This is a genomic window from Streptomyces sp. NPDC026394, from assembly GCF_055567735.1.
This window is the reverse complement of sequence record NZ_JBVHPX010000019.1, coordinates 50,227-72,978: the sequence shown is the minus strand read 5'-3', so window position 1 is coordinate 72,978 and position 22,752 is coordinate 50,227. Positions and strand designations below refer to the sequence as shown.

Sequence of the window (22,752 nt, the reverse complement as noted above, 5' to 3'; positions counted from 1 at the left end):
GCCGCGGCGGCCTGCTCAGTCGGCGGGGGGACGCAGGGAGGGGAGTACGAATGGGGACGGAGCAGATCCGGCGCTGGGAGTCGGGAGCACTCGCGCACGCGGTCACGGATCCGTTCGGACAGGGCCCGTTGCCCTGGCTGCGCGGCAGCGAGAACTACTTCGACTCCGGTCAGGTGGTCCCCTGGTACGTCGACCCGGCGGTGGCCCCCGGCGAGAAGCGCCTGCCCTCGCCCCGCTCCAGCGCAGGACCCCGTACGGCCGACGACGTACGGCAGCAGATCAAGGGCTTCGTGAGCACCGGCGCGGTCGCCCCCGGCGAGGCCATCGACTTCCGCGTCTCGGTCGATCCGCCGCAGCCCTTCAGCATCGACATCTACCGCATCGGCCACTACGCGGGCACCGGCGCCGCCAAGATCACGACCAGCCCCCGGCTGGCCGGCATCGTGCAGCCCGCACCGCTCGCCGCCGACCGGACGGTCTCCTGCCACCACTGGTGGCTGTCCTGGCGCCTCCAGGTCCCCACGTACTGGAAGCTGGGCGCCTACGTCGCCGTCCTGACCACCGCCGACGGCCACCGCAGCCACGTCCCCTTCACGGTCCGCGACGCGCACCCCGCCGATCTCCTGCTGCTCCTGCCCGACATCACCTGGCAGGCCTACAACCTCTACCCGGAGGACGGCCGCACCGGCGCCAGCCTCTACCACGCCTGGGACGCGGACGGCGCGCTGCTCGGCGAGCCGGACGCCGCCACCACCGTCTCCTTCGACCGCCCGTACGCGGGCGCCGGCCTGCCCCTGCACGTCGGCCACGCCTACGACTTCATCCGCTGGGCCGAGCGCTACGGCTACGACCTCGCCTACGCCGACGCCCGCGACCTGCACGCCGGGCTGGTCGACCCGTCCCGCTACCGCGGCCTGGTCTTCCCCGGCCACGACGAGTACTGGTCCCAGCCGATGCGGCGGACCGCCGAACTGGCCCGCGACAGCGGCACCTCGCTGGTCTTCCTGTCCGCCAACACCATGTACTGGCAGGTCGAACTGGCCCCCTCGCCCGCCGGACCGGACTCGCTGCTCAGCTGCCGGAAACGGCAGGGCCCCGGGCGGCCCGCCCTGTGGCGCGAGGCCGGGGACCCGGAACAGCAACTGATGGGCATCCAGTACGCGGGCCGGGTGCCGGAGCCCGCGCCGCTGGTCGTCCGCAACGCCGACCACTGGATGTGGGAGGCGACCGGCGCCCACGAGGGCGACGAACTGCCGGGCCTCGTCGCCGGCGAGGCGGACCGATACTTCCCGCGCACACCACTGCCCGAGCACAGCCACCGCATCCTGCTGGCGCACTCCCCGTACGAGGACGGCGAGGGCACCCGCCGCCATCAGGAGACGTCACTGTACCGGGCCCTCAGCGGCGCCCTGGTCTTCGCGTCCGGCACCTTCGCCTGGTCACCGGCGCTGGACCGCCCCGGCCACGTCGACGAACGCGTGCAGCGCGCCACGGCCAACCTGCTCGACCGCATCTGCAAGCGGGACTGAAGCGGGACGGAAGTGGGGGAGCAGCGGGGAGCGGGGGCTTCGGGGTGTTCCGCCGCTACCGCGCGGCGAACGCCCCCAGCTCCCGGGCCAGCGCCACCGTCAGCGCCCGGAAGATCCGTACCTCGGGGTTGGGGTCGCCCGCCCGCGTCGCCAGCACGCTGTGCGCGCACGGCGCGTCCAGCACCGGCACGTACACCGTCCCGGGCCACGGGTAGTAGCGGGCGAAGGACTTCAGTCCGGAACCCGCGCCGCGGCCCGCCGCGACGCTCGTCAGCACGTCGTGCGGGGTCAGCGCGCAGTCCGGGGCGCGGCGCTCGCCCTCGTCGAAGTACAGGTAGTCGGTGAACGGCCGCGGGGTGTGCCGGGGCAGCCGCAGGTACGGCAGGTCGATGATGTCCGCGACCCGTACGCCCGTCGCCGCCGCGTCCGCGAGTTGCGACGCCGCCGAGACGGCGACGATCCGCTGCTCGGTGGTCAAGATGTCCACCTCGATGTCCTCGCTCCGGATCGCGGGCCGTACGAACGCGACGTCCACCCGGTCCTCGCGCAGCGCGCTGCAGTGCTCCGTGAACGTCAGCTGGACGAGCTGGAGCGGGACGTCCGGGCGGGCCCGGCGGAAGGCGTTGACGGCCGCCGGGGTGACCTCGGCCGAACCGTGGCCCATCACCCCCACCCGCAGCCCGCGCGCGGCCAGGGACGACGCGGCCGAAGCGCGCTGCGCCGCCTCGGTCACGTCCTCCACGGCGGCGTTCGCGGCGGCCAGCAGCGTACGGGCGTGGGAGGCCAGCCGCCGGCCGGCGGCGGTCGGCCGCACGGGACCGTTGCCGCGGTCCAGCAGCCGGGTGCCGAGCTCGCGCTCCAGCTGCTGCACATGCTGGGTGACCGCGGCGGGTGAGAGGAAGAGCCGCGACGCGGCCCGCCCGAAGTGTCCTTCCTCGACCACCGCCAAGAAGGAAGACAGGCGTCGCAGGTCCATGAGTGCCACGATAAAACGATCCGGCACCCGGTCGCGGCGGTCGTTCACGATTCCTGAACGGAGGCGGCGCGCGGGGCCTCCGGCCTCGTACAACGGCTCTCATGAGCACGTCCGCCGCCGAGCCCCGCACCGAGCCCCGTTCTGATGGCCGTACCGATCCTCGTACCGATTGCCGTACCGACTCCCGTACCGGTCCCCGCACCGACTCCCACCACCGCCACTGGCTGCGCGCCGGCTGGATGATGACCGCCTCCGGCTGGAGCGCCAACCAGTTCTCCGCCCTCCTCGGCGCCTACCGCGACGACCTGGGCCTGACCACGGCCACCACCACCGCCCTCTTCGCGGTGTACGTCCTCGGCCTGATCCCCGGGCTGCTGCTGGGCGGCCCGCTCGCCGACCGGCGCGGCCGCCGCCCCGTCGTCTTCACCGCGCTCGCCACCGCCGCCGTGGCGACCTGCCTGCTGATGGCGGGTCCGGCCGCCGCCTGGCTGCTGTGGCCGGGCCGCTTCCTGACCGGCCTCGGCGCGGGCGCCCTGCTCACCGCGGGCAGCGTGTGGATCAAGGAACTCTCGTCCGCCCCGTACGACCCGGCCACCGCACCCGGCACGGCGGCCCGCCGCTCCGGGCTCTTCCTCTCCGCGGGCTTCGCCTCCGGCGGGCTGGCCGCCGCACTGATCGCCCAGTGGGCACCGCACCCGATGATCACGGCGTACGTCCCGCACCTGGTGCTGTCGGCGGTGGCCGCGGTGGCGGCCGCCCGGGCGCCGGAGACGGGCCGGGCGGCCGAGGCCGCGCACCGTCCGGCCGCCGAGGAGACACAGTCCGCCGCCGGCGAGGCCCGGCCCGCCGCCCATGGGACGTCCGAAGCCCACGGGACGTCCGCCGCCCCCTTCCGGCGGCTGGTCGCCCCGGTGGCTCCCTGGGTGTTCGCCGCCCCCACCATCGCCTTCGTGACCCTGCCCGGACTCGTCGGCGCCCGCCTCGACGGCTGGCAGACCGTGTACGCGGGCGTCGCCACCGCCGTGACCCCGGGCGCCGGGCTCCTCGTCGCGCCCCTCGCCCGCCGGCTCGCCGCCCGGCACCGCCTCGCCACCGCGGCCGCCGGACTGGTGGCCGTCGCACTCGGCCTCCTCGTCGCCGCCGGCGCCGTCGCGGCCGGGCAGCCCGCCGTGGCGCTGATCGCCGCGGTGGTGCTCGGCGGCGGATACGGGCTGTGCGTGGCGTACGGGCTCACCGAGGTCGCCGCCCTGGCGCCGCCGCACCGGCTGGCCCGCCTCACCGCACGCTTCTGGACCCTCGCCTACCTGGGCTTCTTCGCCCCGTACGTGATCACCCTGGTCGGCGCGGCGGTGTCGCCGCCGGTCATCCTCACGGTCGCCGCGGCGCTGGCCCTGCTGACGCTGGGCGGGGTCGGCCGTGCGGCACGCCGGGACGGGGTGTGACCCGGACCTGGTCCGGACCTGCCCCGCACCTGACCGGACCCTGCGCCGCCGTTCCCACCCCGCATACGGGAGAATCGGCAGGAGGGGCCTGGATCAACCTACGCGGAGGCAGCGTGTCCGGTTTTGTAGAAAAGCCCGAGGCCGTGGAGGTACCGGGGCTCTCCCACCTCCACACCGGCAAGGTGCGCGACCTCTACCAGAACGCCGACGGCGACCTGGTCATGGTCGCCAGTGACCGTATGTCCGCCTACGACTGGGTGCTGCCCACCGAGATCCCCGACAAGGGACGGGTGCTGACCCAGTTGTCGCTGTGGTGGTTCGACCAGCTCGCCGACCTGGTCCCCCATCACGTGCTCTCCACGGACCTGCCCCCCGGCGCCCCGGCGGACTGGGAAGGCCGTACGACGGTCTGCACCTCCCTCGCGATGGTCCCCGTCGAGTGCGTCGCCCGCGGCTACCTCACCGGCTCCGGCCTCGCCGAGTACCAGCAGACCCGTACGGTGTGCGGGCTGGCGCTGCCGGAGGGGCTGGCCGACGGCTCGGAACTACCCGGACCGATCTTCACCCCCGCCACCAAGGCCGCCGTCGGCGAGCACGACGAGAACGTCCCGTACGAGGAGGTCGCCCGCCAGGTCGGCGCCGAGGTCGCCGCCCAGCTCCGGCAGACCACCCTCGCCGTGTACGGGCGCGCCCGCGACATCGCCCGCGAACGCGGCATCGTCCTGGCCGACACCAAGTTCGAGTTCGGTTTCGACGGGGAGCGGCGGCTGACGCTGGCGGACGAGGTCCTCACCCCGGACTCCTCGCGCTTCTGGCCCGCGGACGAATGGCAGCCGGGCCGGGCCCAGCCCTCCTTCGACAAGCAGTACGTCCGCGACTGGCTCACCTCGCCCGCCTCCGGCTGGGACCGCAAGAGCGAGCAGCCGCCTCCGCCGCTGCCGCAGGAGACGGTCGAGCAGACCCGCGCCAAGTACATCGAGGCGTACGAGCGGCTCACCGGGCTGCCCTGGTCGTGACACCGGGGACGGAGCGACGCCGGTCGCCGGTCGGGAAGCGGCGACCGGCGTCACTCCCCGCCCGCAGGTGAGGGCCCCGTACGCAAAAGGCCCCGGTCGCGATGACCGGGGCCTTTTCCCTGAGCGGACGACGAGGCTCGAACTCGCGACCTCAACCTTGGCAAGGTTGCGCTCTACCAACTGAGCTACGTCCGCCTGCCCCGCGCTCAGCGGCGCGGTGCGGGCTCCACTATAGCCAACCTCGGGCGCGGGCGATGCGCGCTGCCGCGTGCCGGTTCTCCGCGCACAGTTTCGCGGCGGCCGAGGACAGGTAGTTGCGCACCGTTCCCGGCGACAGCGCGGCCCGCTGAGCGATCTCCGCGATGGGCGCGCCGTTCTCCGCGTACTCCAGCACCTCCGCCTCCCGTACGGTCAGCGGCGAGTCCCCGGCGCTGATCGCGTCGGCCGCCAACTCCGGGTCGACGTAACGGTTTCCGGCGTGCACCGTGCGGATGACCTCGGCCAGCCGCTGGGCCGAGACGGTCTTGGGGACGAACCCCTTGACCCCCGCCTCCAGAGCCCGCTTCAGATGGCCGGGACGCCCGTGACTGGTCACGATCATGGTCCGGCAGCCGGGCAGCCGGGTGCGCAGGGATGTGGCCACCGCCACACCGTCCATCCCCGGCATCTGAAGATCCAGTACGGCGATGTCGGGACGCTGGGCCAGCGCCATCGCCAGGGCCTCCGGCCCCGAAGCGGCCTCCGCCACCACCTGGAGATCGTCTTCCAGGGCCAGCAGCGCCGCCAGGGCTCCCCGGATCAGATGCTCGTCGTCGGCGAGCAGCACCCGCAGCGGCGCCGGGGCCCCGGCCGTATCCGGATTCCCGGTGACATCCGGAGCCCCGGCCGCACCCGGAACCCGCTCCGGAGCCGCGTCCGGCCCCCGCCCCTCGGCCCGCTGCGCTTCCACCATGCTCTCCGCTTCTCTCACGTCGTTCCGTCCCTGCGCCGGGGCTTCCGGCGGCATCCGATGGCCTGCGGGCCCCACGCCCGGCCTGTCCCCGCGCCTCCCCCCCCGCGTCCCGGTGGCGCCTACCCTTGCGTCCCGGCAACCCGCCCGTCCGCGGTGGTCTCCGGCCCGTACCCCTGCGGCTCATCCTTCTCCAGCGGTACGTGAGCACGCAGCCAGAAGCGCCCGTCCGGCCGGGGACCGACGGTCAGGGTGCCGCCGAGGGCGGCGAGCCGTTCCCGCAGTCCGGCTATGCCGCTCCCGCCGCCGCGGCGCACGGCATCCTCCACCACGCCGTCGTTCTCCATCGTGAACACCACCGCAGGTCCGGTCCGTGCCGTCGTGGCCGCCCGCCCGGCGCCGTCCGGACCGTCACCCGTCACCCGCAGCGTCATCCAGCAGGTGACCGCGTCGGCGTGCCGCAGCACATTGGTGGTGCCCTCCCGTACGACCCAGGCCAGCACCGACTGCATCTGCTGCGGTACCCCGGCGCTGTCCTCCTGGTCGATGAGGCACTCCACCCCGGCCGCCTGGAGCACGGCCCGGGCCCCCGCCAGCTCCACCTCCAGGTCGGCCTCCCGATAGGCGCGCACCACGTCCCGTACCTCCCGCTGGGAGTTCTGGGCCAGCTGCTGGACCTCCGCCATCTGGCCGGCGGCCTCCGGGCGCCCCTTGAGCGCGAGCCGTTCCGCCAGCTCGCTCTTGAGCGCGATCACGGCCAGGTTCCGGCCGACCACGTCGTGCATGTCGCGCGCGAACCGCAGCCGCTCCTCGGTGACGGCCAGCCGGGCCTGGTCGCCCTTGGCCTCGTCCAGCTCCCGCATCGCGGCGAGGATCCAGGCCCAGCTGCGGCACGTCAGCGCGGCGAAGCCCGCGGAGAAGGCGAAGGTGGGCGGCAGCCCTCCTGCGTACTTCAGCGGGACGCCCACGAGGGCCAGGGCCCCCACGGCGACCACCGAGACCACGAGGCACACCAGGGCCTGCCAGCGCTTCTTGACGACCAGGGAGAGGAGGGACCCGGCGGGCAGGGTGGGGAACAGCATCGCCGTGCAGTAGACCGCCACCCGCAACGGCAGGGTGACGGCGACCGTTGTCAGCAGGCCCACCGACACGGCCGACAGCACCCCGGACACGGCGATCAGCAGCCACGGCGCGGGAGTGCCGTACACATAGTGCGACAGTCCGCGCCGGACACCGGGAACGTAGATGCCGCACTGCACCAGCCCCAGGACCACGGTCGCCACGAGCAGCGGCGGCACCCGGTGCGTATCGGCCGCCGCGGCGACCAGGGGCCCCGCGAGCCAGCCGAGGAACAGCAGCCACGGTGTGACGTACAGCGTCCACCGCGCCCACAAGTACACCTGCGCGACCCTGCCGCGCCCCCGCAACTTGCGCAGTTGCCCGTGGATCACCGGCTCCGCACCCCCGTCGTCCCCATCGCTGTACATCGTCAGTGCCGTGGCTCCCAACGGAACCACCGTCGTACAGCAAACACCGCGAGACCGGCCCAGACCAACGCGATGACCAGCCGCTTCAGCGTTTCGGTGAGGTCGCCCTCGCCGAGCCAGCCGTCCCGGACCAGCCCCATCACCGGGGAGAGCGGCAGCAGCTCCAGGATGTTGGCGATCTTGTCGGGCAGGATGTCCAGCGGCAGGATCATGCCGGAGCCGCCCATCGAGACGAAGACGAACGGCATCGTCGTCAGCTGCGCCGCCTCGGCGCTCTTGGTGATGCCCGTGGAGGCGGCGGCCATCGCCACCGCGATCAGCATGCCCAGGGCCACCCCCAGCACGACCAGGTGCGGGGAGCGGGGCGCGCCCGCGTCCAGCACCATTGAGCCGAGGATCGCCAGCAGGACGATCTGCGCCAGCCCGAGGAGCACCGCCGGCAGCGCCGAGCCGGCCAGGATCTCCCGGTCCGACAGCTCACCGCAGCGCAGCCGCTTGAGCACCAGCTCCTCGCGCCGCGTCACCAGCGACCCGGTGACGGACGAGTACACCGCGAAGAGCAGCACGAAGCCGATGGTCCCCGGCAGCAGCACCGTGCCGACCGACAGGCCGTTGGCCTGCAACGGCATCTCGGAGACCGCCTGCCGCATGGCGAAGGCCATGATCAGCGGCATCAGCAGCGTCATGAACAGCGCGGTCTTGTTACGGCCCAGAAGGATCAGTTCGGCGCGGAACAGGGCGGTCAGCCGCTCCCGCGTTCCCCTACGGGCGGCCGCCCCGGCGCCCGTACCGGGCTCCTGCTCGACGGCCTTGACGTCGGCGACGCTCACTTGTCCTCCAAACCCTTGGCGATCCGCAGGAACGCCTCTTCCAGCGATGCCGAGCGGGCGTCCAGCCCCCGCAGCTCGACGCCCTCGTCCCGTGCCCAGAGCAGCAGGCCGGTCGCGGCCCGCTGCAGGTCGGACGTCTGCAGCCGCAGGGTCCGGCCCACCGTCTCGTGTCCGTCGACGCCCAGCGCCGCCAGCGGCGGCAGGTCGCCCGGCGTGTAGCCGGGGGGCAGTTCGAAGGAGATCTGCGCGGGGTGGGTGGCCACCACGTCCGCGACGGTGCCGGCCGTCGCGATCCGGCCCTGGTGCATGATCGCGAGGCGGTCGGCCAGCTCCTGGGCCTCTTCCAGGTAGTGCGTGGTCAGCACGACCGTCGTGCCGCCCGCCCGCAGCTCGCGGATCAACTCCCAGGTCGTGTGGCGGGCTTCGGTGTCCAGGCCGGTGGTCGGCTCGTCCAGGAAGAGCACCTCGGGCCGGCCCAGCGTCGCCGTGGCCAGGTCCAGCCGCCGCCGCTCACCGCCGGAGAGCTGCTTGACCCGTACGTCCTTGCGCTTGGTCATGCCGACCGCGGCCAGCGCCTCGCCGACCGGCCGGGCGCCGGTGGTGGCCCCGGCCCACATCCGTACGGTCTCCTCCACGGTCAACTCCGCGGGGAAGCCGCCCTCCTGGAGCATCGCGCCGACCCGCGGCCGGACCTTCGCGCGCTCCGTGTACGGATTGTGGCCCAGCACCCGCACCGTCCCGCCGGTCGGCGCGGCCAGTCCCTCCAGGATTTCGAGGGTGGAGGTCTTGCCCGCCCCGTTCGTCCCCAGCAGGGCGAACAGCTCGCCGCGGTCGACGGAGAAGTCGATGCCCCGTACCGCTTCGAAGGACGTGGTGTCCTTCTTGTTCTTCCGGCCGCCCCCGGACGGCCCGTACCGCCTGCGCAGGCCCGTGACGTCGATCACGCACCCGCTCGTGTCCCCGATGTTCATGCTTCAAGGCTCCCGCCGGAATCCGGCTCCGGGCAGTGCGGCTTGTCATCACCGCAGATGACAAATGTCAGGAGGGGCGGGGGCGGGGGAGCCGGAGGGCAGGGAGGGGCCCGGTACCGAGGCGGGGGTCGAGGTGGGCCGGGGCGAGGTCCGGTGCGGGAGAAGACAAAAGACCCCGGTCGCGATGACCGGGGTCTTTTTCCTGAGCGGACGACGAGGCTCGAACTCGCGACCTCAACCTTGGCAAGGTTGCGCTCTACCAACTGAGCTACGTCCGCAGGCATCCGACCGGCTTTCACCGGGCGGCGCGACAGCTACTCTACCTGATCCACCGGAGTGGTCGGTACTGTCGGAGCGGGTGACAGGGATTGCACACTGCGCCTCCCCCTTGGAAAGGGGGCGCTCTACTACTGAGCTACACCCGCATGACCACCATCAATCGGTCCGTACGGACTTCTTGATGCTGTCAGAGCGGGTGACAGGGATCGCACACTGCGCCTCCCTCTTGGAAAGAGGGCGCTCTACTACTGAGCTACACCCGCATGACTCCTCGGGATCCGGCCTTTCGGCCTCGCCCCTCGGCGTGCTCCAGACTCTAGCTGATCAACGGGGGTGCTGTGCAACTCCGCTGCGGGACAGCCGGAACCGGCCGCGGCCGCCCCCGTCTTCGCTCCTCGCCTCCGCGTCCGTCCCCGGCCCGTGCGTCCCCACTCCGTGCATCCCCAGTCCGACTGTCCCCGGTCCGTGCGCTCCCACTCCGCCCGGCTGCGGACCGGCGGCCGGACGGAGGCGGGGGGCGGGTGGCGGTGTGTGGGGGAAGGCGGGCCTTCCGGGTCAGTTGTTGGCCGCGTCGAAAGCCTCGTAGATCTTCTTCGGGATCCGGCCGCGCGGGGGCACGTCCATGTGGTGGGAGCGGGCCCAGGCGCGCACGGCGGAGGGGTCCGGGGTCACCGAGGTGTGGTGGTACGCCTTGCCGGACTTCGACCGCTTGCGGCCGGCCTCCACGAACGGTGCGAGGGTGCCGCGCAGTTTCTTCGCATTGGCGGGATTGAGGTCGATCTCGTACCACTTCCCGTCCAAACCGAAGGTGACCGTCTCTGCGGCTTCTCCGCCTTCGATGTCATCGGAGAGCGTGACTACTACGCGCTGCGCCACGGATATCGGTCCTTTCGAGCAGCAACCCCGCCTTGACATGGGGGGACGCTGCAGATCCGGCTGATTGGGATCAATGCATTTTCATTTGTACAGCGGCGGGCATTGCATGGTGAAGCCCAGTTAATTTCCTCAGCGTGTCCGTCCGCAATGCGGACCCTAGGTCTTTTCTGAGATTTTCCCCACCGCTTACCGCGGCCGACGCCGTACCGTGACCGCGCCGTCACGATATCTATGCGCGTAGATTTTCGAACACGGTACTGTGATGGCACCGCCTTACGCACCACACCATCGGGAGTGCCAGTGGCACGCGTCGTAGTCGACGTCATGCTCAAGCCGGAGATCCTCGACCCGCAGGGCCAGGCGGTGCAGCGCGCACTGCCACGCCTGGGATTCGAGGGGATCGGCGACGTCCGTCAGGGCAAGCGATTCGAACTTGAGGTGGAGGGCCCGGTCGACGACGCCGCCCTCGCCCGTATCCACGAGATGGCCGAGACCTTCCTGGCCAACACCGTCATCGAAGACTTCACTGTCCATGTCGAAGACCGGCCCGGATCATGACGGCACGCATCGGAGTCATCACCTTCCCGGGCACGCTCGACGACCGTGACACCCAGCGCGCCATCCGGCTCGCCGGGGCCGAGGCGGTGCCGCTGTGGCACCGCGACAAGGACCTCAAGCAGGTCGACGCCGTGGTGCTGCCCGGTGGCTTCTCCTACGGCGACTACCTGCGGGCCGGCGCCATCTCCCGCTTCTCGCCGGTCATGGAGACCGTGATCGAACAGGCCAGGGGCGGCCTGCCGGTCCTGGGCATCTGCAACGGCTTCCAGGTCCTGACCGAGACGCACCTGCTGCCCGGCGCGATGCTGCGCAACGACAGCCTGCACTTCGTCTGCCGCGACCAGAAGCTGCGGGTGGAGAACGCGGACACCGCCTGGACCACCGACTACACCGCCGGCCAGCAGATCTCCGTACCGCTGAAGAACATCGACGGCCGGTACGTCGCCGACGAGCGCACGCTCGACATGCTGGAGGCCGAGGGCCGGGTCGCCTTCCGCTACCTGACCGAGGGCGACACCGCCGACGGGTACGGCAACCCCAACGGCTCGCTGCGCGACATCGCCGGCGTCACCAACGAGGCGGGCAACGTCGTCGGCCTCATGCCGCATCCCGAGCACGCCGTCGAGCCGCTGATCGGCACCGGCCGTACGGACGGCCTCGGATTCTTCACCTCGATCCTGAAGAAATTGGTCAACGCATGACGCTCGACACGGTCAAGCACGCAGCCGAGACGCCGGACACCGACCAGCCGTGGGCCGAACTCGGCCTGAAGCAGGACGAGTACGAGCGCGTCCGCGAGATCCTCGGCCGCCGCCCCACCGGCGCCGAACTCGCCATGTACTCCGTCATGTGGTCCGAGCACTGCTCCTACAAGAGCAGCAAGGTCCACCTGAAGCAGTTCGGCCAGAAGGTTCCCGAGAACGACGCGATGCTCGTCGGCATCGGCGAGAACGCGGGCGTCGTCGACGTCGGCCAGGGTTACGCCGTCACCTTCAAGGTCGAGTCGCACAACCACCCGTCCTACGTGGAGCCCTACCAGGGGGCGGCCACCGGCGTCGGCGGCATCGTCCGCGACATCATCGCCATGGGCGCCCGCCCGGTCGCCGTCGTGGACCCGCTGCGCTTCGGCGCCGCCGACCACCCCGACACCAAGCGCGTCCTGCCGGGCGTCGTCGCGGGCATCGGCGGCTACGGCAACTGCCTGGGCCTGCCCAACATCGGCGGCGAGGTCGTCTTCGACTCCTGCTACCAGGGCAACCCGCTGGTCAACGCCGGTGCCATCGGTGTGATGCGGCACGAGGACATCCACCTCGCCAAGGCGTCCGGCGCCGGCAACAAGGTCATCCTCTACGGCGCCAGGACCGGCGGCGACGGCATCGGCGGGGCCTCCATCCTGGCCTCCGAGACCTTCGACACTGCGCCGGACAGCGCCGACGGCACGGGCAAGCCGTCCAAGCGCCCCGCCGTCCAGGTCGGCGACCCCTTCCAGGAGAAGCTGCTCATCGAGTGCACCCTGGAGGCGTTCGCCGAGAAGCTCGTCGTCGGTATCCAGGACCTCGGCGCGGCCGGACTGTCCTGCGCCACCAGCGAGCTGGCCTCGAACGGCTCCGGCGGTATGCGGGTGGAGCTGGACGACGTACCGCTGCGCGACTCGACGCTCTCGCCCGAGGAGATCCTCATGAGCGAGTCGCAGGAGCGGATGTGCGCCGTCGTGGAGCCGGCGAAGGTCGAACGGTTCCTGGCGATCTGCGAGAAGTGGGACGTCACCGCCACCGTCATCGGCGAGGTCACCGACGGCGACCGGCTGGAGATCTTCTGGCACGGCGAGAAGATCGTCGATGTCGACCCGAAGACCGTCGCCCATGAAGGCCCGGTCTACGAGCGCCCGTACGCGCGCCCCGCGTGGCAGGACGCCCTCCAGGCCGACGACGCGGGCAAGCTGGCGCGGCCGCAGACCGGCGCGGAGCTGCGCGAGCAGGTCCTGAAGCTGGTCGCCTCGCCCAACCAGGCGTCCAAGTCCTGGATCACCAGCCAGTACGACCACTTCGTGCAGGGCGGCACCGTGCTGGCCCAGCCGGAGGACGCCGGCATGATCCGGATCGACGAGACGACCGGGCTGGGCGTGGCCATCGCCACCGACGGCAACGGCCGCTACGCCAAGCTCGACCCGTATCACGGCGCGCAGTTGGCGCTGGCCGAGTCGTACCGCAACGTCGCGGCGACCGGCGCCAAGCCGCTGGCGATCTCCGACTGCCTGAACTTCGGCTCGCCCGAGGACCCGGCGGTCATGTGGCAGTTCTCCGAGGCCGTCCGCGGTCTCGCCGACGGCTGCCTGGAGCTCGGTACGCCCGTCACCGGCGGCAACGTCTCGCTCTACAACCAGACCGGCGAGGCCGCCATCCACCCGACCCCCGTGGTCGCGGTGCTCGGCGTCATCGACGACGTCAGCCGTCGCACGCCGGTCGCCTTCGCCGACGAGGGCCATCTCGTCTACCTCCTCGGTGACACCGAGGACGAGCTGGGCGGTTCGGCCTGGTCCCAGGTCGTCCACGACCACCTGGGCGGCCTGCCGCCGCGGGTGGACCTCGCCCGCGAGAAGCTGCTGGCCGAGATCCTGATCTCGGCCTCCCGCGACGGCATGGTCGACGCGGCGCACGACCTCTCCGACGGCGGCCTGATCCAGGCCCTCGTCGAGTCGTGCCTGCGCGGCGGCAAGGGCGCCCGGATCGTCGTCCCCGACGGAGTGGACCCCTTCGTCCTCCTCTTCTCGGAGTCGGCGGGCCGCGCGATCGTCGCGGTCCCGCGCAGCGAGGAGCTGCGCTTCACCGACATGTGCGGTGCGCGCGGCCTCCCGGCCACCCGCATCGGTGTGGTCGACGGTGACGCGATCGACGTACAGGGCCAGTTCACCCTGCCGCTGAGCGACCTCCGCGCAGCGCACGAGGCGACCATCCCGTCCCTGTTCGGCTGACCCGGCCGGAGGGCGCCGTACCGGGCGCCGTCCGCCCGCACGGTGGCCCGTCCCTTCCGGGGCGGGCCACTGTCGTAGGCCCTGCCGGTTCCGGCCTCCGCAGCGGCAGATCCTCTGCCTCTTCCCTCCCTCCCCGCCCCCTCCCTCCCCGCCCCCTCTCTGCCCCCTCCCTCTCTGTCCTCTCTGCCCCTTGCCCCTGGCTCCCCGTCCGAGCCATTCGCCCACCTTGGGGCCCCTCCCCGAGCCACTTGCCCTCCTTGGGCCCTCGTCCCCGCCCCACTCACCCCCCGGGCCCCGTTTCTCCGTCCTACTCGCTCCCGGCTGCCGTCTTCGCCGGCTCCCCGGCCGCATCTCCTCCCCGTATGCGGAGCGCCAGGAGCGCTGCCAGTACCAGTACGGCGGTCGAGCAGAGGAAGACGACGGATATGGAGGAGCCGAAGGCGTCCACCGCGCGGGTGTGGGCCTCGCCCTTCAGGGCCGGTATGGCGCTGGTGGAACCGCCGGGGCCGCGGTCGGCGTAGACGCGGGCCAGCACCGTTCCGAAGAAGGCCACGCCCAGCGAGCTGCCGAGGGTCTGGAAGAAGCGGATGCCGGTCGTCGCCACCCCGAGCTGGTGGCGCGGCGCGGCCTGCTGCGCCAGCACGATCAGTTGCCCGAGCGTCTGGCCGAACCCGGCACCCAGCAGGAAGAGTTCGGCCCGTACGCTCCACAGGCCGGTGTCTGCGCCGTTCGTCGAGAGCAGCAGCGCGGCCACGGCGGCGCAGGCCGCACCGCTGACCACGGAACGCTTCTCCGACCAGCCGCGGGCGCCGAGCCGGCCCGTCATCAGGCCCGAACCGGCGATGCCGAGCGCCACCGGGATCATGAACAGGCTGGCCGAGGTGGGATCGATGCCGCGCACCAGTTGGAGATAGATCATCACGTACACCAGCGAGCCCGTCAGGGCCACGCCGACCAGGCCCTGGACGGCGAAGGCGGCACGCAGCGTACGGATACGGAACATCGTCAGCGGGAGCAGGGGTTCGGCGGCGGTGGCCTGCCGCCACAGGAACAGCGCGAGCAGCGCCACGGCCCCGCCGGCCAGGCCGAGTGTCACCGGGGAGCCCCAGGGGTGCTCCCGGCCGCCCCACTCCGTCACCAGCAGCAGCGCCGTCGAGAACGCGGCCGCCAGCGCGGCTCCGACGAAGTCGATGCGTCGCCGCTCGCCGTGGCGGGGGAGTCTGAGGACGAGTGCCGACACGACGAGCACGACCAGGCCGATCGGCAGGTTGACGTAGAAGATCCAGCGCCAGTCCGCGTGTTCGGCGAGCAGTCCGCCGACGACCGGTCCCAGGGCCATGCCGGCCCCCGCGACCAGCCCGCCCAGTCCGGCTCCCTTGCCGGCGCCGTGCTTTCCCGCCCCTCTGAGCTGGGCGATGACGACCATCGTGACGCTCATCAGCCCGCCGCCGCCCAGGCCCTGCACCGCGCGGAAGGCGATCAGCTGGTCCATGTCCTGCGCGGCCCCGCACAGCGCCGAGCCGAGCAGGAAGGTGGCGACGGCGCCGAGGAAGACCCGCTTCGCGCCGAGGGAGTCGCAGAGCTTGCCGTACAGGGGCAGCGCGGCGGTGGCGGCGAGCGAGAACGCGCTGACGAGCCAGGGGATGCGGTCGATGCCGTGCAGCGGGTCCAGTTCGCGGACGATCGGGACGGTCGCGGCCGAGACGATGTTCTGGTCGAGAACGGCGAGCAGCATCGTGGCGAGACAGACGAAGAAGCCGACCTTGCGCCGGGCCGACGTCATACCGCCGGACCCGTCGGCCCCGTGTCTGTCGCCGCCGATGGCTCGGTTTTCGTCGGCTCGGTTTCTGTCGGCGCCGGACCTGTCGCCGCCGGTGGCGACGCCGGCCGGCGAGGTCCGCGAAGGGTGCGGAGGAGCGGTGGAAGCGTTCATGGCAGCACCATGCCCGCCAAGCATGGACCGAGTCAATGTTTTGTCCGGTATTATTTTTTGCCCTGGTACAGTGGTGGCATGGCCGAGGAGCTGGGACTGCGCGAGCGCAAGAAACTGCAGACGGAGCGACGGGTGCGGCGGACCGCCGTCGAACTGTTCCTGGAGCGGGGCTTCGAGAAGGTCTCCGTCCAGGAGATCGCCGCTGCCGCCGAGGTCTCCAAGATGACCGTCTTCAACTACTACGGCTCCAAGGAGGACCTGGTCCTCAAGCCGATGGAGCACCACGCCGGAGACGCGGCCCACGCCGTCCACACCCGCGCGCCGGGGGAGTCGGCGGTCGCGGCCGTCTGCCGCCAGTTCGTCGAGCTGCTGGAGCTGCGGGACCCCTCCGTCGGCCTGTGCGACCAGCCGGAGGTGCTCAGCATCCGCCGCCTGATCGTGGAGACACCGGACCTGCTGCTTCGCGCGTACGCCAACCGGATGCACGGCCTCCAGCAGCTCGCCGAGGTGCTGGAGGCGGAGTCCGGCGGCGACCGGATGGAGGCCCAGGTCGTCGCGGGCCAGCTGATGGCCGCCCGTAACGCGCTCATCAACGAGAACCACCGCAGGCTGCTGGCCGGCGAGTCCGCCGACGCGGTGTATCCGGACGCGGTGGCCGCCGCCCACCGGGCTTTCGGCCTGGTGGAACAGGGGTTGGGGGACTACGCGACGCGCCCCGCCGAGTAGCCTCGACGCCATGCCCAGTGCCCGCAAGCCGTCCGGCCGAGCCCGCGCCCGCAGTTACGACTCCGCCAAGACCCGCGCCGCCGTCATCGCGCAGTTCGGACACGTACGGTCCGCCGTGGAGCGCCTGACGCCCGAGCAGTTCGCGCTGCCCACCCGGCTGGGGGACTGGACGGTCCGCGAACTGGTCGCCCACCTGGCCATGGCGGTGGAACAGGTCCCGGCGGCGCTCGCGCAGCCCGCGCCGCCCGCCCAGGAAGTCACCCTGGCCACCTGGCCGTCCGTGACGCGCGCGCTGGCCGCGAAGGTCGACGCGAACGCCCGCGACACGGCGGCCGGCGGCGAGCCCGCGGCCCTCCTGGACCATGCCGCCGCCCGGTATGCCGAAGCGGTCCCGATGGCCCCCGACGACCGGCTGCTGGCGGTCCGTGTCGGCGCGATGCGCCTGGCCGACTTCCTGGTGGTGCGCTGCGTCGAACTGGTCGTGCACACCGACGACCTGGCCGCCGCCACCGGCCTGGACATCCCGTTCGACCGCCAGGCCCTGGCCACCGCCACCCGGGTGCTCGCCGACGCGCTGGCCGTCAAGGCGCCCGGCGGCTCCGTCGAGGTACGGGTGCCGCCGTTCGCCGTCGTCCAGTGCGTCGAGGGCCCCCGGCACACCAGGGGCACGCCGCCGAACGTCGTCGAGACCGACCCGCTGACCTGGCTCCGCCTGGCCACCGGGCGTACGGACTGGCCCGCGGCGCTCGAAGCGGCCGCCGTGAGCGCCAGCGGCGAACGGGCCGATCTCGCGCCGTACTTGCCTCTCATGGGATGAGCCCCGGGGAGCCGCTCGCCGCGCAGCGGACGACCCGCCGGGTCCGTACCGTCCAGCGGGCAGGCGCGGTGCCGATCCGTGGGCCGTGGCGCAGGCCGCGGTCTTCGGCGTCACCCTTGGTGACGTTGCCTTCGCGAACGTCGCACTCCCCGGCCGTCGTTCCGCGAGGAGATGGACAGGCGCGGGACGGAGACGCGACGAGCCGGGGCCGAAAAGCCCGGAATTCACCGGAACGTTCGCCATGCCGCGTCCCCCGGACGGTGGAGTGGCGCATCTCACCCCGCCCCTCGGTCCGGGCCGCGAGGGAAGCGGAACGGCACCCGCCGGATCCGTACCGGAACCGGCCGGACCTCGCGTGACGAGAAGGTGAAGACGAACGCTGGGCAAAGCGGCACGCAGCCCCGCCGCACGCGGCGACAGATGGCACCGGTGGCGCGCCCGGGATCGACGTGGCGGCGCTGTGCCAAGGGCCGTAGGGAGCGTGATCCCGCCCGTGAGTACGTGCTCACGTCAAGCACTCGCCCACCTGGAGCAGGCCCCCCGGACCCGGCCCCGGTTCGATCCCCGGTTCGGATGAATCGCGGACCTGCCCTAGACTCAGTGCTGTGCCACGTGGTGACGGACGACTCAGCCACGACCTGCTCCCCGGCGAGAAGGGCCCCCAGGACGCATGTGGCGTCTTCGGTGTCTGGGCTCCGGGTGAAGAGGTCGCCAAACTCACCTATTTCGGGCTGTATGCCCTGCAGCACCGCGGTCAGGAGTCCGCGGGCATCGCAGTGAGCAACGGCTCCCAAATCCTCGTATTCAAGGACATGGGCCTGGTTTCCCAGGTCTTCGACGAGACATCCCTCGGTTCCCTCCAGGGCCACATCGCCGTGGGCCACGCCCGCTACTCCACCACCGGCGCCTCGGTGTGGGAGAACGCCCAGCCGACGTTCCGCGCGACCGCGCACGGCTCGATCGCCCTGGGTCACAACGGCAACCTGGTCAACACCGCCGAACTCGCCGAGATGGTCGCCGCACTGCCCCGTGAGGGCGGCCGCGCGACCCAGGTCGCGGCGACCAACGACACCGACCTGGTGACGGCCCTGCTGGCCGGCCAGGTCGACGAGGACGGCAAGCCGCTGACCGTCGAGGAGGCCGCGCCGCGCGTCCTGCCCAAGGTCTCGGGTGCCTTCTCGCTGTGCTTCATGGACGAGCACACCCTGTACGCGGCCCGTGACCCGCAGGGCATCCGCCCGCTGGTCCTCGGCCGCCTGGAGCGCGGCTGGGTGGTGGCCTCCGAGACGGCCGCCCTGGACATCTGCGGCGCCAGCTTCATCCGCGAGATCGAGCCGGGCGAGCTGATCGCCGTCGACGAGAACGGCCTGCGCAGCTCCCGCTTCGCCGAGACCAAGCCCAAGGGCTGCGTCTTCGAGTACGTCTACCTGGCCCGCCCCGACACCGACATCGCGGGCCGCAACGTGTACCTCTCCCGGGTGGAGATGGGCCGCAAGCTGGCCGCCGAGGCACCCGCCGAGGCCGACCTCGTCATAGCGACCCCGGAGTCCGGCACGCCGGCCGCGGTCGGCTACGCCGAGGCCAGCGGCATCCCGTACGGCGTCGGCCTGGTCAAGAACTCCTACGTCGGCCGGACCTTCATCCAGCCCTCGCAGACCATCCGGCAGCTCGGCATCCGGCTCAAGCTCAACCCGCTCAAGGAAGTCATCCGCGGCAAGCGGCTGGTGGTCGTCGACGACTCGATCGTCCGCGGCAACACCCAGCGCGCCCTGGTCCGGATGCTCCGCGAGGCCGGTGCCGCCGAGGTCCACATCCGGATCTCCTCGCCGCCGATCAAGTGGCCGTGCTTCTACGGCATCGACTTCGCCACCCGCGCCGAGCTGATCGCCAACGGACTGACCGTGGACGAGATCGGTACGTCGCTGGGCGCCGACTCGCTGGCGTACATCTCGATCGACGGCATGATCGAGTCGACGACGATCGCCAAGCCGGACCTGTGCCGCGCGTGCTTCGACGGCCAGTACCCGGTCGACCTCCCCGACCCGGAGCTGCTGGGCAAGCACCTCCTGGAGGCGGAGACCGCGGGCCAGGCCAAGCCGGACCTGGACGGCGTCGGGACGCTGACGGCCGGGGTCGGCGGCGCCGACGCGCTGCGCCGCCCGTAGAGCTCGTACACACCGACAGGAAAGATCTCACCGTGTCTGCCGAGTCTTTTGAGCGTGCCCAGCACGCGGGCACCAGCGCCAGCTACGCAGCAGCGGGCGTGGACATCGAAGCGGGCGACCGCGCCGTCGACCTGATGAAGCAGTGGGTCAAGAAGGCCACCCGCCCCGAGGTCGTCGGCGGCCTCGGCGGGTTCGCCGGCCTCTTCGACGCCTCGGCCCTCAAGCGCTACGAGCGGCCGCTGCTCGCCTCGGCCACCGACGGCGTCGGCACCAAGGTCGACATCGCCCGCCGGATGGGCGTGTACGACACGATCGGCCACGACCTGGTCGGCATGGTCGTGGACGACCTGGTCGTCTGCGGCGCCGAGCCGCTGTTCATGACCGACTACATCTGCGTCGGCAAGGTCTACCCGGAGCGGGTCGCGGCGATCGTCAAGGGCATCGCCGAGGGCTGTGTGCTGGCCGGCTGCGCGCTGGTCGGCGGCGAGACCGCGGAGCACCCGGGGCTGCTCGGGGCCGACGACTTCGACGTCGCGGGCGCCGGCACGGGTGTCGTCGAGGCGGACCGGGTGTTGGGCGCGGATCTTATCCGTACGGGTGACATCGTCATCGCGATGGAGTCCTCCGGTCTTCACTCGAACGGGTACTCACTCGTCCGCCACGTGCTGTTCGACCGCGCGGGGATGTCGCTGGACCAGCGGATCGAGGAGTTCGGCCGGACGCTCGGCGAGGAACTGCTGGAGCCCACGAAGATCTACTCGCTGGACTGCCTGGCGCTCACCCGTACGGCCGAGGTGCACGCCTTCTCGCACATCACCGGCGGCGGCCTGGCCAACAACCTGGCCCGGGTGATCCCGGACGGCCTGCACGCCACGGTCGACCGGTCCACCTGGACCCCGGACCCGATCTTCGACCTGGTCGGCAAGGCCGGCGACGTCGAGCGGCTGGAGCTGGAGAAGACCCTGAACATGGGCGTCGGCATGATGGCCGTCGTGCCGCAGGAGTCGGTGGACGTGGCGCTGGCCACCCTCGCGGACCGCGGCGTGGACGCCTGGGTCAGCGGCGAGATCGTCGAGCGTGGTGACCACACCGAGGCAGTGACCCTGACCGGTGACTACTCCGCCTGACCCGGCCGCCCGCAGGGCAGCACAGAACCCGGTCCGAGGTGACTACCCCGGACCGGGTCCGTGGAACTGCTGTGCACACCGTGCACGTACGACAGAAGAGACGTCGTACGTCAGGCGCGACGACGCTGCTGGGACGAGTTGCCCTCGTCCTCGTCATCGTCGTCTCGGTTGTAAAGGTCGGCGTACCGCGCGTACGGGTCGTCGTCCTCGTCATCCTCGAACGGCTCGCCGTTCGGCGGCTGCTGCGATGCCGGCTGTTGCGGCGATGCACCCAGCTCTTCGGCCAGGCGTGAGAGATCAGTCCCACCGCTGTTGTACTTCAGCTGGCGGGCGACCTTCGTCTGCTTGGCCTTGGCCCGGCCGCGCCCCATGGCTCGACCCCCTCAACGACGGGGCTCGACGGCCCCAGAGTCTTGACACGCGTTCATGATTCAGAGCGGACTCTCGACGGAGAGACCGGCCCGTAGGGCTTTAACGGTACCTGCTTCCGCGGCCATACGGTACGTCGCCCGCATCACCGACCGCTCGGCACGACCGGCAGGACGCCCCGTCCCCGCTGGTCAGCTGCGATTTTAACCTGTCCCGTCCGGCGACCCGCCGACGGGTGGTGAGGGATGTCTCCTTCACCACCCGTGATCCCTTACGCAGCGCTCAGAGATCGTTACGCGAGCGTTCCGCAGGCCATTTCCGTACCCACCGTGACGGCGGCCGGTACGGTCCGTGACCGGCGCGGCGTCCGCAGGGGTGTACGGGCCCGCTCGGGGCCTCCCGTGTACGTGATCGGATCGCGATCGGCTTCGGTCGGACCCGAGCATTCTTAGACATTGAGGAGCAGGAACGGTCGCGAATTCGCTCCGCGACCGGCTGGAAAAATGGCCTGAACCGTTCGGTCCCGGCCCGGCCGGCCCCGCCGCCGGACGGCGGCACCGGGTGCGTCAGGCCCGCCGGGCGTCCGCCATCCGCTGCTCGGCCAGCCGGTCCGCCGCCGCGGCGGGCGGAATGCCGTCCTCCTTCGCACGAGCGAATATCGCCAGCGTGGTGTCGAAGATCTTCGCCGCCTTGGTCTTGCAGCGGTCGAAGTCGAAGCCGTGCAGCTCGTCGGCCACCTGGATGACGCCGCCGGCGTTCACCACGTAGTCCGGCGCGTAGAGGACGCCGCGGTCGGAGAGGTCCTTCTCGACGCCGGGGTGCGCCAACTGGTTGTTGGCCGCGCCGCAGACCACCTTCGCGGTCAGCGCCGGCACGGACTCGTCGTTCAGCGCGCCGCCGAGGGCGCACGGCGCGTACACGTCCAGGCCCGGCGTACGGATCAGCGACCCGGTGTCCGGCGCCACCTGCACCCGAGGGTGCCGGCCGCGGATGCGCTCGATCGATTCGGCACGCACATCCGTGATCACGACCTCCGCGCCGTCCTGGAGCAGGTGTTCGACGAGGTGGTGGCCCACCTTGCCGACGCCCGCGACGCCGACTTTGCGGCCGCGCAGCGTCGGGTCGCCCCACAGGTGCTGCGCCGAGGCGCGCATGCCCTGGAAGACACCGAAGGCGGTCAGGACGGAGGAGTCGCCGGCGCCGCCGTTCTCGGGGGAGCGGCCGGTGGTCCACCGGTTGGTGCGGGCGACGACGTCCATGTCCGCCACGTACGTGCCGACGTCGCACGCGGTCACGTAGCGACCGCCGAGGGAAGCCACGAACCGGCCGTATGCCAGCAGGAGTTCCTCGGTCTTGATCAGTTCGGGGTCGCCGATGATCACGGCCTTGCCACCGCCGTGGTCGAGACCGGCGAGGGCGTTCTTGTACGACATGCCACGGGAGAGATTCAGGGCGTCCAGCACGGCCTCCTCCTCGGAGGCGTACGCGTGGAAGCGGGTGCCGCCGAGGGCCGGGCCCAGGGCGGTGTCGTGGATGGCGATGACGGCCCGCAGGCCACTGGCGCGGTCCTGGCAGAGGACGACTTGCTCGTGGCCACCCTGATCGGAACGGAACAGGGTGTGCAGCACGCCCCCGTCAACGCTGACGGAGGAGGGACGTACGTCGGTCACGGTGGTGACTCCCATAAGTCGCGGAGGGCGCCTTCCGACGGCTCCCTATGGCTTGTGGCAG

The 22,752-nt window shown here is 71.6% G+C and carries 19 protein-coding genes and 4 tRNA genes; 10 read left to right on the top strand and 13 right to left on the bottom strand.

Annotation, left to right across the window (positions count from 1 at the left end; translation table 11 throughout):
- The first annotated feature begins 50 nt into the window (after positions 1-50).
- On the top strand, positions 51-1,529 hold the full coding sequence (locus ACZ4QV_RS32255) for a N,N-dimethylformamidase beta subunit family domain-containing protein (RefSeq protein WP_361157267.1): 1,479 nt from the start codon (positions 51-53) through the stop codon (positions 1,527-1,529).
- A gap of 55 nt (positions 1,530-1,584) precedes the next feature.
- Here the strand turns inward: ACZ4QV_RS32255 and ACZ4QV_RS32250 are convergent, their stop codons facing one another.
- The gene (locus ACZ4QV_RS32250; protein WP_361157265.1) at positions 1,585-2,505 is read right to left on the bottom strand and encodes a LysR family transcriptional regulator; all 921 of its coding nucleotides are present in this window, start codon (positions 2,503-2,505) and stop codon (positions 1,585-1,587) included.
- 101 nt (positions 2,506-2,606) lie between these two features.
- On the opposite strand from ACZ4QV_RS32250, the gene ACZ4QV_RS32245 reads away from it, so the two are divergent.
- Positions 2,607-3,947 (top strand): MFS transporter, encoded by a 1,341-nt coding sequence (locus tag ACZ4QV_RS32245; RefSeq protein ID WP_361157262.1) that lies wholly within the window; start codon positions 2,607-2,609, stop codon positions 3,945-3,947.
- Positions 3,948-4,060: 113 nt separating this feature from the next.
- Complete coding sequence (locus ACZ4QV_RS32240) at positions 4,061-4,963, top strand: phosphoribosylaminoimidazolesuccinocarboxamide synthase (RefSeq protein ID WP_467763769.1); 903 nt, start codon at positions 4,061-4,063, stop codon at positions 4,961-4,963.
- 122 nt (positions 4,964-5,085) lie between these two features.
- On the opposite strand, the gene ACZ4QV_RS32235 is transcribed toward ACZ4QV_RS32240, so the two are convergent.
- The 9 genes from ACZ4QV_RS32235 to ACZ4QV_RS32195 form a co-directional block, all read right to left on the bottom strand.
- Positions 5,086-5,158 (bottom strand) — tRNA-Gly (locus tag ACZ4QV_RS32235).
- A gap of 34 nt (positions 5,159-5,192) precedes the next feature.
- Positions 5,193-5,915 carry a response regulator transcription factor gene (locus ACZ4QV_RS32230; protein ID WP_361581184.1) on the bottom strand — a complete coding sequence of 241 codons (723 nt, stop codon included), beginning with the start codon at positions 5,913-5,915 and terminating at the stop codon, positions 5,193-5,195.
- A 119-nt stretch (positions 5,916-6,034) separates the two neighbouring features.
- The gene (locus tag ACZ4QV_RS32225) at positions 6,035-7,420 is read right to left on the bottom strand and encodes a sensor histidine kinase (RefSeq protein WP_467763768.1); all 1,386 of its coding nucleotides are present in this window, start codon (positions 7,418-7,420) and stop codon (positions 6,035-6,037) included.
- Positions 7,402-8,229, bottom strand: a complete 828-nt coding sequence (locus ACZ4QV_RS32220; RefSeq protein WP_361616707.1) for an ABC transporter permease — start codon at positions 8,227-8,229, stop codon at positions 7,402-7,404. Before ACZ4QV_RS32220 ends, ACZ4QV_RS32225 begins: the two co-directional genes overlap by 19 nt.
- Positions 8,226-9,200 (bottom strand): ABC transporter ATP-binding protein, encoded by a 975-nt coding sequence (locus ACZ4QV_RS32215; RefSeq protein ID WP_361157249.1) that lies wholly within the window; start codon positions 9,198-9,200, stop codon positions 8,226-8,228. The genes ACZ4QV_RS32220 and ACZ4QV_RS32215 overlap by 4 nt, the downstream gene beginning before the upstream one ends.
- 205 nt (positions 9,201-9,405) lie before the next feature.
- Positions 9,406-9,478 (bottom strand) — tRNA-Gly (locus ACZ4QV_RS32210).
- Positions 9,479-9,553: 75 nt separating this feature from the next.
- A tRNA-Gly gene (locus tag ACZ4QV_RS32205) sits at positions 9,554-9,625 on the bottom strand.
- Between the two features lie 45 nt (positions 9,626-9,670).
- Positions 9,671-9,742 (bottom strand) — tRNA-Gly (locus tag ACZ4QV_RS32200).
- Between the two features lie 292 nt (positions 9,743-10,034).
- Positions 10,035-10,355, bottom strand: a complete 321-nt coding sequence (locus ACZ4QV_RS32195; RefSeq protein WP_361157246.1) for a histone-like nucleoid-structuring protein Lsr2 — start codon at positions 10,353-10,355, stop codon at positions 10,035-10,037.
- 300 nt (positions 10,356-10,655) lie between these two features.
- Between ACZ4QV_RS32195 and purS the strand changes: the two genes are divergently transcribed.
- The 3 genes from purS to purL are packed head-to-tail and all read left to right on the top strand — an operon-like array spanning position 10,656 to position 13,884.
- Positions 10,656-10,913, top strand: coding sequence for a phosphoribosylformylglycinamidine synthase subunit PurS (purS, locus tag ACZ4QV_RS32190; protein WP_361157243.1), 258 nt, complete (start codon positions 10,656-10,658; stop codon positions 10,911-10,913).
- The gene (gene purQ / locus ACZ4QV_RS32185) at positions 10,910-11,614 is read left to right on the top strand and encodes a phosphoribosylformylglycinamidine synthase subunit PurQ (protein WP_361616709.1); all 705 of its coding nucleotides are present in this window, start codon (positions 10,910-10,912) and stop codon (positions 11,612-11,614) included. Before purS ends, purQ begins: the two co-directional genes overlap by 4 nt.
- The gene (gene purL / locus ACZ4QV_RS32180) at positions 11,611-13,884 is read left to right on the top strand and encodes a phosphoribosylformylglycinamidine synthase subunit PurL (protein WP_361157237.1); all 2,274 of its coding nucleotides are present in this window, start codon (positions 11,611-11,613) and stop codon (positions 13,882-13,884) included. Before purQ ends, purL begins: the two co-directional genes overlap by 4 nt.
- 307 nt (positions 13,885-14,191) lie before the next feature.
- Here purL and ACZ4QV_RS32175 read toward each other — a convergent pair whose 3' ends face one another.
- Positions 14,192-15,667, bottom strand: coding sequence for an MFS transporter (locus ACZ4QV_RS32175; RefSeq protein ID WP_467763767.1), 1,476 nt, complete (start codon positions 15,665-15,667; stop codon positions 14,192-14,194).
- 228 nt (positions 15,668-15,895) lie between these two features.
- Here ACZ4QV_RS32175 and ACZ4QV_RS32170 point away from each other — a divergent pair, with 228 nt between their 5' ends.
- The 4 genes from ACZ4QV_RS32170 (at position 15,896) to purM (ending at position 20,652) form a co-directional block, all read left to right on the top strand.
- On the top strand, positions 15,896-16,543 hold the full coding sequence (locus ACZ4QV_RS32170; protein ID WP_361157230.1) for a TetR/AcrR family transcriptional regulator: 648 nt from the start codon (positions 15,896-15,898) through the stop codon (positions 16,541-16,543).
- Positions 16,544-16,553: 10 nt separating this feature from the next.
- Positions 16,554-17,360, top strand: a complete 807-nt coding sequence (locus ACZ4QV_RS32165) for a maleylpyruvate isomerase family mycothiol-dependent enzyme (RefSeq protein WP_361581197.1) — start codon at positions 16,554-16,556, stop codon at positions 17,358-17,360.
- A gap of 605 nt (positions 17,361-17,965) precedes the next feature.
- Positions 17,966-19,525: an amidophosphoribosyltransferase gene (gene purF, locus ACZ4QV_RS32160; RefSeq protein WP_361157225.1), complete on the top strand. Its 1,560-nt coding sequence runs from the start codon at positions 17,966-17,968 to the stop codon at positions 19,523-19,525.
- 32 nt (positions 19,526-19,557) lie between these two features.
- Positions 19,558-20,652, top strand: a complete 1,095-nt coding sequence (purM, locus tag ACZ4QV_RS32155) for a phosphoribosylformylglycinamidine cyclo-ligase (RefSeq protein ID WP_361157223.1) — start codon at positions 19,558-19,560, stop codon at positions 20,650-20,652.
- Positions 20,653-20,762: 110 nt separating this feature from the next.
- Here the strand turns inward: purM and ACZ4QV_RS32150 are convergent, their stop codons facing one another.
- Together ACZ4QV_RS32150 and ACZ4QV_RS32145 are read right to left on the bottom strand one after the other, a co-directional pair.
- Positions 20,763-21,023, bottom strand: a complete 261-nt coding sequence (locus ACZ4QV_RS32150; RefSeq protein ID WP_125055478.1) for a DUF3073 domain-containing protein — start codon at positions 21,021-21,023, stop codon at positions 20,763-20,765.
- Between the two features lie 564 nt (positions 21,024-21,587).
- Positions 21,588-22,706, bottom strand: coding sequence for a Leu/Phe/Val dehydrogenase (locus tag ACZ4QV_RS32145; RefSeq protein ID WP_361581201.1), 1,119 nt, complete (start codon positions 22,704-22,706; stop codon positions 21,588-21,590).
- Between the last annotated feature and the right edge of the window lie 46 nt (positions 22,707-22,752).

Excerpts from the sequence above, each read along its gene's own strand:
- ACZ4QV_RS32145 (WP_361581201.1), bottom strand. The coding sequence starts at position 22,706 with ATGGGAGTCACCACCGTGACCGACGTACGTCCCTCCTCCGTCAGCGTT.
- purL (WP_361157237.1), top strand. The coding sequence starts at position 11,611 with ATGACGCTCGACACGGTCAAGCACGCAGCCGAGACGCCGGACACCGAC.
- ACZ4QV_RS32170 (WP_361157230.1), top strand. The coding sequence starts at position 15,896 with ATGGCCGAGGAGCTGGGACTGCGCGAGCGCAAGAAACTGCAGACGGAG.
- ACZ4QV_RS32255 (WP_361157267.1), top strand. The coding sequence starts at position 51 with ATGGGGACGGAGCAGATCCGGCGCTGGGAGTCGGGAGCACTCGCGCAC.
- ACZ4QV_RS32245 (WP_361157262.1), top strand. The coding sequence starts at position 2,607 with ATGAGCACGTCCGCCGCCGAGCCCCGCACCGAGCCCCGTTCTGATGGC.
- ACZ4QV_RS32250 (WP_361157265.1), bottom strand. The coding sequence starts at position 2,505 with ATGGACCTGCGACGCCTGTCTTCCTTCTTGGCGGTGGTCGAGGAAGGA.
- purQ (WP_361616709.1), top strand. The coding sequence starts at position 10,910 with ATGACGGCACGCATCGGAGTCATCACCTTCCCGGGCACGCTCGACGAC.
- ACZ4QV_RS32175 (WP_467763767.1), bottom strand. The coding sequence starts at position 15,667 with ATGACGTCGGCCCGGCGCAAGGTCGGCTTCTTCGTCTGTCTCGCCACG.
- ACZ4QV_RS32230 (WP_361581184.1), bottom strand. The coding sequence starts at position 5,915 with ATGGTGGAAGCGCAGCGGGCCGAGGGGCGGGGGCCGGACGCGGCTCCG.
- ACZ4QV_RS32165 (WP_361581197.1), top strand. The coding sequence starts at position 16,554 with ATGCCCAGTGCCCGCAAGCCGTCCGGCCGAGCCCGCGCCCGCAGTTAC.
- ACZ4QV_RS32215 (WP_361157249.1), bottom strand. The coding sequence starts at position 9,200 with ATGAACATCGGGGACACGAGCGGGTGCGTGATCGACGTCACGGGCCTG.
- ACZ4QV_RS32150 (WP_125055478.1), bottom strand. The coding sequence starts at position 21,023 with ATGGGGCGCGGCCGGGCCAAGGCCAAGCAGACGAAGGTCGCCCGCCAG.